This is a genomic window from Streptomyces sp. LZ34 (genome assembly GCF_053890475.1).
This window is the reverse complement of the sequence record NZ_CM132680.1, coordinates 10,824,948-10,837,306: the sequence shown is the minus strand read 5'-3', so window position 1 is coordinate 10,837,306 and position 12,359 is coordinate 10,824,948. Positions and strand designations below refer to the sequence as shown.

Genomic DNA, 12,359 nt, shown 5'->3' with positions numbered 1-12,359 from the left:
TTGGCACCTACAACGTCATGGGGCAGTCGTAGTGGTGGTGTCCCGGGCCTGCTTCGGTGGTGTGTCCACTCGGCAGGGTGATGGTCGCGGTGGTGCCCGGTGGCACGGTGGCGGTGAGGTGGAAACGGCCGCCTTCGATGCGCCAGCTGGATGCGAGGCGCCCGTACACGGAGTCGAACTGTCCCTCAGCCCAGGTGAGCCTGGAGCCGGGTTGGGGACGGATGTCGAAGTGGCGGTAGCCGGGGGCGTCGTCGCGCAGGCGGATGCCCGCGGTGTGGCGGTGGAGGAAGGAGATCACCGCGCCCTTGCTGTAGTGGTTGAGGGAGCTGTGCGGGACGCGGTTGTCGTCGATGCCTTCCCACTCTTCCCAGATGGTCGTGGCGCCACGGTCGATCATGACCAGCCACGACGGGGGCGTGTCCTGGAAGAGCAGCTCGTAGGCGACGTCGAGGTGTCCGCTGTCGGCCAGGACGGGCAGCAGGTAGGGGGTGGCGAGGAAACCGGTGTTCAGGTGAGTACCGGCGTCGCGGATCAGCGCGACCAGCCGTTGGGCGGTGCGGCTTCGCAGCTCGTCGGGCACCAGGTCGAAGGCGAGGGCGCGGACGTGATTGGCTTGGGTGTCGAGAGTGAGGGTGCCGTCCTCACGGATGAACTCGGTTCGCCAGGCGGCCAGGACTCGGTCGGCGTAGCGGCCGTAGCGCTCGGCGTCGTGCGGTTTGCCGAGGATGCCGGCAATGCGGGACAGCAGGCGTGCCGAGCGGTGGAGGTAGGCGGTGGCGACCGGGCCGTGGTCCTGTAGGTAGAAGGGGGTGGCGTCGGCCTGCCGGGGTTCTAGCCATTCGCCCCAGTGGAAGCCGGAGTCCCACAGGAACTCCTCGTGCGGCGCGGGCTCGGGTCGGGTTCGCGCGCGTTCGGTGAAGCGTCCTGTGCGTGCTTGCGCGGCGGCCCAGTCCACCCAGCGGGTCATCGACGGGTACTGGTCGGCGAGGATCTGGGCGTCGTCGTAGGCGAGGTAGGTCTCCCACGGCACGATGACGGCCGCGTCGCCCCAGCCTGCCGAGCCGTGCAGCAGGGCGCGGCGGTGCTGAGGGGTGCGGCGCAGGATGGCGTGGTCGGGTGCGATGTTGGCGGTCTTGCCGTCGGGCCACTGGTCGGCGGCCAGGTCGCGCAGCCACTTGGTGGAGAAGCCGACGACGTCGTACAGGAACGCGGCAGTGGGCACGAAGAGCTGCCAGTCGCCGGTCCAGCCGTCGCGTTCGCGGGTCGGGCAGTCGGTGGGGATGTCGCAGGCGTTGCCCCGAAAGCTCCACACCGCTGCTTCGTGAAGGCGGTTGATCCGGTCGTCACTGCACCGGAACCAGCCGGTGCGGCGCAGGTCGGTGTGGACCACGACCGCCTCGATGTCGTTGGGGGCGATCGTGCCGGGATGCCCTTCGATGCGGACGTACTGGAAACCGTGGGTGGTGTGGCGCGGTTCGAAGACCTCGTCGGAGCGGCCCAAGGAGACGACGCGGTCGCGTTGCCCGAAGGTGAGCGCGATGCCCTCGTCGTGGTTCTCGGCCGGTAGGTCCAGGTGTTCGGTGGTCACGTCGCCGTCGCGGTCCAGGGCTTCGCCGTGGACGAGGGTGAGCTCGGTGCCGCGTGGGCCGAGGTTCGACAGCCGTACCCAGCCGTTGAGGTTCTGGCCGAAGTCGACGACCTGGACGCCGGGCTTGGGACGGGTGACCGAGAGCGCGGGCAGGGTCCCGATGCGGCGTACGGGGGGTGCCGGGCTGGTGGTGAGCCGGTCGCGGAGGGCATAGAGGCCCCCGTCGGGGACGACTGTCTTATCCCATGCCGAGTCGTCGAAACCCGGCTGGGACCAGCCGGGAAGGGCCCGGGTGAAATCCACCCGCTGGCCCTCCATCAGATCGGCCGCCGTGATCTCCGCGACGCAGGACCGCCACTCCGCGCCGGTCCGCACCACGCCGGCGCGGCCCTCGCCGAAGAGCGTGTGCAGCTCCGCGAGCAGGGCGGTGCGTGTGCCGAAGCCGTCCGGTATGCGCTGAGTGCCATTACAGCCGCGGAACCGCCCGTCGGACAGCACCGTGCCCACCACGTTGGCCCCGGGCCGCAGCAGGTCCGTCACGTCATACGTCTGCACGTGCAGCCGTGACAGGTACGAGGTGAAGCCCGGGGTGAGTTCTTGGTCGCCGACGCGGATGCCGTTGACGAACATCTCGTAGACGCCATGGGCGGTGGCGTACAGCCGGGCCCGGTCCGGGGGTTCGCTCAGCTCGAACGCGTGCCGCAGCAGGTACGCCGGTCGCCGACCGGCCGCCGGCCGCTCGCACTCGGCGGGCTCGATCCACATGGCGGTCCACTCCCCCGCGGGAAGGGCCTGCTCCCAGACACACGGCTCCGACCAGTCGCTCTCGCCCAAGTCGGTCCAGACCTTGACCTGCCACACCACCGGCTCCCCCGGCATCGCCTCCGGCCCGGAGTAGGGCACCAGGACGCTCCGGTCACTGTCCACACGCCCCGAATCCCATGCATCGGTCCTGAGCCGATAGGCCAGCTGGCGCACGGAGCCCTCCGGCAGCCACCACGACAGTCTGGGCACAGCCACGTCGATGCCGAACCCGTTGTCCAGATGCTCCACCCGTAGGTGGGTAGGTGCGTGCACGCCGGCCCCCTTCACATCACCCGATGAGAACGTTTCAATACGCCAAGGGCACGGCAGCATCGACGGGCCGAGCACCCGCCGACGGGCCCCGAGGAGGCAGCTAGCTCTCCGCCGGCAGAAGAATGAGATCGAAGAAGCGGTTGAGCGGCTCGATGATGTCCAGGTCCTGGTTCAGCAGCCACTGCATCTGCAGACCATGCAGGACGGCGAGGAGAAGCGCGGCCGCACTGTCCGGATCGAGGCCTTCCGGCAGCCGCCCCTGTGCCGCGCGTTTGTGCATGGCCTGGGCCGTAAAGGTGCGCACGCGCTCATTGCGGTCGACGAAGTACCCATGAGCGGGATGGTCGGCGCATGAGGCCGAAGCGGCAAGCTCGGCCCACAGGCGCATCAGCTCGGGTGCTTTCTGGTGGTGCAGCAGTGTCTCCGCGAGGTACCCCTGGGGCGAGTCCGGGCCGTCGACCTCGGCGAAGCTGCGTTCCCATTCCTCGTCGTCGCGCTGGGCGAGAACAGCGGTGAGCAGGTCGTCCTTGTCCTGGAAGTGGTGCAGCAGACCGGCATGACTGATCCCGGCACGCTTCGCGATGTCTCGCAACGAAGCACCTCTGTACCCGCGTTCGGCAAAGCTGTCCCGTGCCGCACGGATGATGTCTGCTCGCCGGGCTGCCGTCTTCGCGTTCGGACCCCGTGTCTCTGCCCGGTACACGTCGCACCCCCTCGCTGTTGGCCGCGCGCGTCGGCGGCGGTCGGGTCAGGCTCTCACTGGTGATGTCCCGGCACCTTAGTGCTCCGGCGCCATATCTTTCCAGGTGGTTGGAATTGAAAAGGCGGCCCAGCAGAGCTCGCGGAGCTTCTCGCACCCCCGCGACCAGCGCCTTCACGATGCGCCACCCCGTCACGTCGCCGCCATCACCACCAGCCGAAAGGTAACGCTCTGGTCAAGAACGCCGCACACCCTCTTCCCACCCGCTCTTGCCTACGCCTACCTTCCACGAGCAATTCCAACCACTTGGTAAGAGTAGCCGAGTAGGCGCGTTCGAGACACCAAGCGCGGGCTCAGTCGATGGGGTGCCACGCCCGAGCCCGACGCGGAGGACCGACCGCGAGCCGTCCGGCAGGAGCCCCGGGGTGGTGCCGGCCGCAGTCATCGCACCGGCCCCGGACCGCACGGGACAAAGGAAGACCACATGATGCGCATTCGATCCAACGGCCCGCGACCACGGTTTCGGACACTGCCCGCAGCGATCACGGCAGCGGCACTACTGGCGTTGACGGCATGCGGCGGAGGGTCGGGAGACTCGTCGTCGCCCGGCGACACGACGCTCTCCCTCGCCATACAGGCCGCTCCGAACTCCTTCGACCCAGCCCAGCTCAACGACGGACAACCGGCCTTCATTTGGAGCTCCCTGTACGACACGCTGCTCTACACGGACAACAAGGGCAAGTTGCAGCCCAACGCAGCAAAGAGCTGGAAGTACTCCGACGACGGCCTGACCCTCACCCTGAAGCTGCGCAAAGGGATGAAGTTCAGCTCCGGCGCCGCGGTGGACGCGGCCGCGGTGAAGGCGACCCTGGAGCGCACCCTGTCCACGCCCGGGACGCAACAGGTCGTGCTGGCCTTCGTCACATCGGTCGAAGCTCCTGATGCCGGCGCAGTCGTGCTCCGTCTCAAGCAGCGGGACGGCTCACTGCTGACCAGCCTCGCGATGGGAGCCGGGGTGATCGGTGATCCTGCCACGATGGCCAAGAAGAGCACTCAGCTGAACCCGGTCGGTTCGGGTCCCTACGTCCTCGACAAGGCGACGGTGAACGGCTCGACGTATGTGCTCAAGCGGCGTGACGACTACTGGAACGCGAAGGCCTACCCCTTCCGGACCGTGACGCTCAAGGTGATCGCGGATCCCACCGCGGCGTTCAACGCGCTGCAGGCCGGGCAGCTGAATGCCGGTCCCGCCGCCCCTCAGTACGCGGGCAAGCTCAAGGCGGCGGGCTTCAAGATGACGCTCGTCCAGGCCACGGCGGTGTCGAACCTGATCCTCGCCGACCGGACGGGCAGCGTGCTCAAACCGCTCGGTGACAAGCGGGTGCGACAGGCGATCAACATGGCGTTCGACCGGGAGAAGATCACCAGGCAGCTGCTCAAGGGCGTCGGGAAGCCGACGCTCCAGGTGTTCAACCCCAAGGGCCGGGCCTACGACGCCGCACTCGATCAGACCTACGCATACGACACCGCGGCCGCGAAGAAGCTGCTGGCCGAGGCCGGCTATCCGGGCGGGTTCTCCGTCACGATGCCGAGCTTCGCCTTCAACAAGCAGCTCGAGCCGACCGTCACGCAGGCACTCGCCGACATCGGGATCAAGGTGAAGTGGACGCCGGTGCCCCCGCAGAACAACCTGGGGTCGGTCGCCTCGAAGAAGTACCCGATGTTCCTCTTCATCGACGGGCTGAACACCGCTCCGCGGGAGGCAGCCAACAACTTCGGCCCCACCGCCCTCCTGAATCCGTTCAAGTCCACGGACCCGGAGCTCACGAAGCTGATGGACCAGGCGGAGAGCCAGGTCGACCCCGCGAAGGCGGCGGCCTTCGCCGCCCAGGGCGGCAAGGTCGTCGTGGCGGACCTCAACGCCAAAGCCGCCGACCAGGTCAGGGCCGAGATCGAGAAGGACGGCGGGGTGGCCGTCACCGTCGTCGGCGACCTCAGCGAGCGGTCGGTGGTCGACGAGGTCGTCGCCACCGCGGTCACCGCCTTCGGGAGCATCGATGTGCTGGTCGACAACGCCGGGATCATGGACGGCATGTCCGCCGTGGCCGACGTGACCGACGCCGAGTGGGAACGCCTGGTACGGGTCAACCTCACCGCCCCGTTCCTGCTCACCCGGGCCGTCCTGCCCCACATGCTGCAGGCGGGGCGCGGCGCGATCGTCTTCACCGCCTCCGAGGCCTCGCTGCGCGGCAGCAGCGCCGGAGCCGCGTACACCGCCGCCAAGCACGGCATCGTAGGCCTGACCAAGTCCCTCGCCGTGACCTACCGCCACCACGGCATCCGCAGCAACGCGATCGCCCCCGGCGGCACTCTCACCAACATCGAGATCAACATCGACACCGACGCACTCGGCCCGCAGGCGCTCATGGCCTACATGGGCAACGTCGGCCGGCCGGCCGCCCCCGAGACTCAGGCCGCCGCCATCGTGTTCCTCGCCTCCGACGCGGCCTCCAACATCAACGGCGCCGTCCTTCCCGTGGACGGCGGCTGGTCCGCCGTCTGACCCGAACTCGGGACCCGCGCACGTGTCAGCACCTTACAAGCGAACTCCCACCGGCCACGGACAGCAGAGAGACCCCCCATGCACAGCCCTCGGAAGCCGCCCGCCCCCACGGCTCCGGACCCGGACCGGCTCGGGTTGGCCCCTTACGCCGACGACCCGTATGCGGAGGAGCCCGGATTCACCCGTGAGCCCTTGTCCGACCGAGTGGAAGTGGCCGTCATCGGCGGGCAGCGGCTTCGGCAGTCCGCTCACCGGCGCACGCCTGCGCCAGGCAGCTTCCGGACCCGCTTGACCGAACTGCGCTGGGACGAAGCCGAGTCGGAGTGGGGGACCGACCCCCTCACAGCCCTCGCCGAAGGACTCGCCCATCCCGTGGACGTGGCCGTCGACGACCGTGAGGACTGCTACGTCAGCGGCGACCAGCTGGGTGCGGTGCTGCGCGTCGACGATGGCGAGACGGTGACGGCAACTACGGCGCCGGCGACGGACCACTCCTCGATGTCCTCTTCGGACGACACAGATCTTCTCGTGACCTGCAGTACGATGAAGCCTGAAACAGTACCGGAACAGCTCGGCCCCGGAGGGAGGGACGCATCCGTGCAGCGCGCTCCGCGGGCTGGTCGGCGCGTGGCAAGTGCCGGACGTAAACGCCTCGACGACGACCGTCGCGAGGAGTTGCTCGGGCAGCTGCAGGCGATCGTCCTGGAGGAAGGCTTCGCCCGGCTGACCGTCGACACGCTCGCCGCGCGCCTGCAGTGCTCGAAGTCCACGCTGTACGCGATCTCCTCCAGCCGCCACCATCTCGTGGCGACCGCCCTCAAGCGCTTCTTCCGGGACGCCGCCGAACAAGTGGAGACAGAGGTCGCCACGGTCGCGGACCCGGCACAGCAGATCGCGACCTACCTCGCTTCGGTGGGAACGCAGATGCGGCGTATGTCCGCGGCGTGCTATGACGACATGCTCGACGACGACGCGACCAGGGAGATCTACACGGTCAACTCGCTCGCCGCGACGCGCAGGGTCCGGGAGATGATCCACGCGGGTGTGGAGGCCGGCGACTTCCGCTCGGTGCACGCCGAGTTCGTCAGCCAGGCCGTCGGGCTGCTGATCGACGGCATCCACAGCCGTGAACTCCTCGGTTCCACAGGGCTGTCCTCCGGGGATGCGTTCATCGAGCTGAGCAACCTCGTGCTCGCCGCGCTCTCCAAAACACCCCGCTGAAGCTTTACCGGTGCCTTCGCCGCGCTGCGCCCGGTTTCCACGCCGCTGACGTGACCGCCGCCTGAGGCGGCCGGGGCGAACTCCCAGCTGCGTCCATCGGGGTCAGGCGCAGGATGCTGCGGTCCCGCTGCCGAGCCCGCCCCTACTCCGGGAGCGGCCATCCGAACCCTTGATGAATACTTCACAGGGTACTAACGTACACGTAATCGTACTCAGACCGAAGGTCACCTTCGTCGTATCGAGGTGAGGCAATCGATGGCCCTCTCCGATCCCCGCTCTGCCGCCGACCCGCTCGTCCGGGTCCATGAGCTGGTCACCCTCTACAGCGGCCCGCACGCGGCAGTCGCGCACCTGCTCTGCGACGGGCACCCGTCCGACGCCGCCGCCTACACCGTCGTAGAGCCTGACCTCTCGGCCACTGTGCTCACCTACGGCCGGCTCAAGACGGAGTCCGAGCGGTTCGCCGCCGCCCTGGCCGACCTGGGGGTCGGGCCGGGCGACCGCGTGGCGACGCTGATGGGAAAGAGCGTCGACTACCTCGTCGCGCTGCTCGCGACCTGGCGGCTCGGCGCGGTCACGGTGCCGCTGTTCACCGCCTTCGCGCCCCCGGCGATCGCGCTGCGGCTGCTGGCCAGTGACACCAAGGTTGTCGTCTGCGACGAGGCTCAGCGGTCGAAGCTGAATCCGGGTGAGGACATCCCAGCGGACGCGAAGTGGCAGATCGTCGTCAGCGGAGGCGCCGGCCAGGCCGGTGATCTCAGCTTCACCGAACTGATGGCCGCGCACGAGCCGGGGTATCCCGCGGCTGCCCTGGGCGGGGACGCTCCAATCGTGCACATCTTCACCTCAGGCACGACGGGGCGTCCCAAGGGAGTCGTCGTGCCCGCCTCGGCGATCGCCGGTTTCCGTCTCTACGCCGAGTACGGCTGCGGCGTGACCGAGGACGACGTCTTCTGGAACGCCGCCGACCCCGGCTGGGCGTACGGACTGTACTTCGGCGTGATCGCCTCACTCAGCCTCGGCGTGCCCAGCGTGCTGCTGCACTCCGGGTTCTCCGCCGAGCTCACCTGGCAGGTGATGGATGAATTCAAGGTCACCAACTTCACCGCCGCACCCACCGTGTACCGATCCCTGCGCGCTTCAGACGTGCCGGTGCCGGACAGCCTGACGCTGCGCTGCGCGTCCAGTGCGGGCGAACCCCTGACCCCCGAGGTCAACGCCTGGGCCACACAGGCATTCGGCATCCAGGTGCATGACCATTACGGCCAGACCGAGGCCGGCATGCTGATCAACAACCACCACCTCCCGGCGCTGCGCCGGCCCGTGCGTCCCGGGGCGATGGGACACCCGATGCCCGGGTGGAGCCTGCACGTGCTGCACGAGGACCGGGACGAGATCGCGCCGGTCGGCACCGTCGGCCGTATCGCCGCAGACCTCTCCGAGAGTCCGCTGGCCTGGTTCCGCGGGTACGAAGGCGATCCGGGCAAGAGCGCGGAGAAGTTCAGCCCGGACGGCCGGTGGTACTACACGGGCGACGTCGGGCGTGTGGACGACGAGGGCTACTTCCACTTCTCGTCCCGGGATGACGACGTCATCATCATGGCCGGCTACCGCATCGGTCCGTTCGAGGTCGAGTCGGTGCTGGCCACCCACCCCGCGGTGGTCGAGTGCGCGGTGATCGCGGCACCCGACGAGGTCCGCGGCGAGGTGTTGGAGGCCTACGTCGTCCTCCAGGACGCGGTGGGCGCCTCCGAGGCCCTGGCCGCCGAGCTCCAGCGGCTGGTCAAGAAGCGCTACGCCGCACACGCCTACCCACGCGCCGTGCACTTCGTCGACCGCCTGCCCAAGACACCCAGCGGAAAGATCCAGCGCTACGTCCTGCGTCAGCAGCGGCAGACCCGTCCGGAGGCCCGCGCGTGACCACTGCGGTTCTCATCGAACAGGCCGGACGGCTGCGCTGGATCCGGCTCAACCGGCCCGGAAGCCGGAACTCCATCAACCCCGACCTGCTCCACGCCCTCGACGAGGCCGTCGCCAAAGCGATGGTCGACCCCGACACCGAGGCGGTGGTGATCGCCGGCAACGGGCCGAGTTTCTGCGCCGGAGCCGATCTGCGGCACCTTCTGGAGCTGGCCCGTACGGGCGGGGATCCGCTGGCGTTCCTCGGACTGGTCTCGGAGTGCTTCACGCGACTTGAGACGGCGCCGAAACCCGTCATCGCCGCCGTGCACGGCCATGTGGTCGCCGGTGGCCTGGAGCTGGCGCTGGCGTGCGACGCGGTCGTGGCCCAGGCGGGCACGGTCATCGGCGACGGACACATCCGCAACGGACTCCTGCCCGGCGCCGGATCGAGCGTCCGGCTCGCCCGCAAGGTCGGCGAGCCCCTCGCCCGGCGCCTGATGCTCACCGGCGAACTGCTACCGGCCGAGCAGTTCCTGCCCAGCGGCTTCGTCCAAGTCGTCGCGGACGCGGGGAAGTTCGAGCACACCGTGACGGCCGTGGCGGACTCCTTCACGGGACTGCCGGCCGGCTGCCACGGCCGGATGAAGCAGATGCTCGCCGATCCGAGTGTGCCGGCCGCCCTGCTGCGGGAGCTCGACATCTTCGCCGAGCACTGGCACGAGCAGGACATCGCCGCCAAGTTGACCGACTTCTTCGACCGACGAGCCTTGAGGTGACCGCCGTGCGACGTTATGTGGACCGGACCGTGATGATCACCGGAGCCGGGCAGGGACTGGGCCGGGCCATGGCGCTCCGGTTCTCGGCGGAGGGCGCGCAGCTGGCACTGTGCGACGTCAACGAGGCCGCGGTGAAGGAGACGGCCACCCAGTGCGGTGGTGACGTGCGAACGTCGGTCGTGGACGTGGCGGACGCCCGGCAGGTCGACGCGTGGGTCACCGACACACTCGCGGCCTACGACCGCGTGGACGTTCTGGTGAACAACGCCGGGGTCATCCGGGACAACCGCCTGGAGCGAATGACCGACGGCGAGTGGGACGCCGTGATCGACGTGAGCCTGCGGGGCATGTTCCACTGCACCCGCGCGGTGTTCCCGCATATGAAACAGCGGGAGTACGGACGGATCCTGTCGTTCTCCTCCATGTCCTGGCGCGGCAACTTCGGCCAGGCCAACTACGCCGCGGCGAAGGCGGGCGTGCTCGGTATGGCCCGCACCATCGCGCTCGAAGGCGCCCCACACGGCGTGACGTCGAACGCGATCGCACCCGGCCTCATCGACACTCCGATGCTGGCCTCCATGGACGACGCCGCCCGCGCCAAGCTCGCCGCCCGCGTGCCCATGAAGCACATCGGCGACCCGACGGACATCGCCGAGGCCGCGGCCTACCTGTGCTCGGAAGCGGCCGGATACGTGACGGGCGTGGTCCTCGACGTGGACGGCGGAATCAGCATCGGCAGCGCCCTGCGCTGACGATCCGGCAGCAACACGAAAGGGCACTACGACATGGCTGACGTCGATGACCTCGTCGTCGAGAACGACGTGATGGTGCCGATGCGCGACGGCATCCGCCTGCGTACCGACATCTTCCGGCCCGCCGGACCTGGCCCGTACCCGGTGCTCGTGCAGCGCTACCCGTACAACATCCGTGACGGGATCATGGCGAGGTTCGGGCAGATGATCGCCCGGCAGGGCTACGCCGTGGCCGTGCAGAGCTGCCGCGGCCGGTACGGCTCCGAAGGCGAGTTCTACCCCTTCCACCCCGACGTGGAGGACAGCTACGACACCGTCGAGTGGGCGGCGGTGCAGCCGTGGTCGAACGGCAAGGTGGGCATGTACGGCATGTCCTACAGCGGCTACACGCAGTGGACCGCCGCCATCGCCCGGCCGCCCCACCTGGTCGCGATCGCCCCGTTCACGTGCTCCTGGGACTGGAGCGACAGCACGTGGTACTACGCACCCGGCGTGATCCACCTCGGCCTCGCGCTGAGCTGGAGCGCCCTCATGACGACCGAGGAGGCCGACCGCCGGGACACGGCATCGCCGCTGCCCAGGTTCGCCGAGGCCGACAAGATCATGAGCGAGGCCGGCCTCGCCGACCCGGGGAAGCTCGCCGAGATGCTCCGGCTGGAGATGGAGGGAACCCGTACGCTTCTCGACCGCCGTCCCCTGCGGGACATCGAGGAACTGCGGGAGCTGGCGCCCTGGTTCCGCGACTGGTGCGACCACGACGACGGGAAGGCCCCGTACTGGCGACAGATCAGTGCCGCCGACCACATTCAGAACATCGATCTGCCGGCCTTCCACCTGGCCGGCTGGTACGACTTCTTCGGCAAGGGCGGCCTGGATGCCTACACCACGCTGACACGTCAGGGCGCCACCGAGCGGACCCGCAAGGGACAACGGCTGGTCGTCGGACCGTGGAACCACATCAGCACCCAGGTCCGGCCCGACGCCGATCCGAACGCCGGGCTGCTCATCGACTTCGGCCCGGACGCGCCGGTCATGCGGTTCTTCGCCCATCACCTCAAGGGCGAGCTGCCGGGCTACGAAGAGGAACCGCCGGTCCAGCTGTACGTGATGGGGGACAACGTCTGGCGCGAGGAGCGCGAGTGGCCCCTGGCCCGCACGCAGTGGACCCCGTACTACCTCCGCCGCACCGACGATGTCCGCGGCCTGTCGACCCAGCCGCCGGCCGACGAGCCGCCGGACGTGTTCGTGTACGACCCGAGCGACCCCGTGCCCGGCTCACTCAGAGTGGGCCCCACATACAACGACCCCGTCGACCTCAAGGCCGTCGCCGAGCGGCCCGACGTGCTTGTCTACACGACCCCGCCGCTGGCGACCGACGTGGAGGTCACCGGTCCGGTGACGCTGGAGCTGTGGGCCTCGTCATCCGTGGAGAACACCGACTTCACCGCGAAGCTGGTCGAGGTCTTCCCCGACGGCAGCGCCGTCCACGTCTGCCAGGGCGTCGTCCGCACGGGACACGGGGTGACACAGCCCCGGACGCCGGGGGCGGCGTACTGCTACGAGATCAGCCTGTGGTCGACGAGCACCGTCTTCAAGGCCGGGCACCGCATCCGCCTCGACATCTCCTCCAGCGAGTTCCCCACCTACGACCTCAACCCGAACACCGGCGAGCGCATCACCCACGCCTCCACGGCCAAGACGGTGCCGGCCACCCAGCACATCTTCCACGACGAGCTGCACCCCTCCCGCCTGATCCTTCCGGTCATCCCCCGCTGACGGC

Annotated in this window: 8 protein-coding genes and 1 pseudogene; 7 read left to right on the top strand and 2 right to left on the bottom strand. The window is 68.9% G+C overall.

What is annotated here, in order from left to right:
* Nucleotides 1-7: 7 nt before the first annotated feature.
* A complete protein-coding gene (locus ACWY4P_RS46510) occupies nt 8-2,665 on the bottom strand; it encodes a family 78 glycoside hydrolase catalytic domain (protein ID WP_456206853.1) in 2,658 nt (885 codons plus the stop codon).
* Between the two features lie 100 nt (nt 2,666-2,765).
* Nucleotides 2,766-3,257, bottom strand: a complete 492-nt coding sequence (locus ACWY4P_RS46505) for a TetR/AcrR family transcriptional regulator (RefSeq protein ID WP_456206852.1) — start codon at nt 3,255-3,257, stop codon at nt 2,766-2,768.
* A 592-nt stretch (nt 3,258-3,849) separates the two neighbouring features.
* Between ACWY4P_RS46505 and ACWY4P_RS46500 the strand changes: the two are divergent.
* From ACWY4P_RS46500 to ACWY4P_RS46470, 7 genes and pseudogenes are all read left to right on the top strand, one after another.
* Nucleotides 3,850-5,052, top strand: a pseudogene (locus ACWY4P_RS46500) (ABC transporter substrate-binding protein); the annotation flags it as partial.
* 147 nt (nt 5,053-5,199) lie between these two features.
* Entirely contained in the window at nt 5,200-5,928 is a 729-nt protein-coding gene (locus ACWY4P_RS46495) for an SDR family NAD(P)-dependent oxidoreductase (RefSeq protein ID WP_456213286.1), read from the top strand.
* A 78-nt stretch (nt 5,929-6,006) separates the two neighbouring features.
* Nucleotides 6,007-7,149: a TetR/AcrR family transcriptional regulator gene (locus ACWY4P_RS46490; RefSeq protein WP_456206851.1), complete on the top strand. Its 1,143-nt coding sequence runs from the start codon at nt 6,007-6,009 to the stop codon at nt 7,147-7,149.
* A gap of 255 nt (nt 7,150-7,404) precedes the next feature.
* Complete coding sequence (locus ACWY4P_RS46485; protein WP_456206850.1) at nt 7,405-9,069, top strand: AMP-binding protein; 1,665 nt, start codon at nt 7,405-7,407, stop codon at nt 9,067-9,069.
* Nucleotides 9,066-9,827: an enoyl-CoA hydratase/isomerase family protein gene (locus ACWY4P_RS46480; RefSeq protein ID WP_456206849.1), complete on the top strand. Its 762-nt coding sequence runs from the start codon at nt 9,066-9,068 to the stop codon at nt 9,825-9,827. Before ACWY4P_RS46485 ends, ACWY4P_RS46480 begins: the two co-directional genes overlap by 4 nt.
* A gap of 5 nt (nt 9,828-9,832) precedes the next feature.
* The gene (locus ACWY4P_RS46475; RefSeq protein ID WP_456206848.1) at nt 9,833-10,579 is read left to right on the top strand and encodes an SDR family oxidoreductase; all 747 of its coding nucleotides are present in this window, start codon (nt 9,833-9,835) and stop codon (nt 10,577-10,579) included.
* A gap of 33 nt (nt 10,580-10,612) precedes the next feature.
* Nucleotides 10,613-12,355, top strand: a complete 1,743-nt coding sequence (locus ACWY4P_RS46470; RefSeq protein ID WP_456206847.1) for a CocE/NonD family hydrolase — start codon at nt 10,613-10,615, stop codon at nt 12,353-12,355.
* Nucleotides 12,356-12,359: the final 4 nt, after the last annotated feature.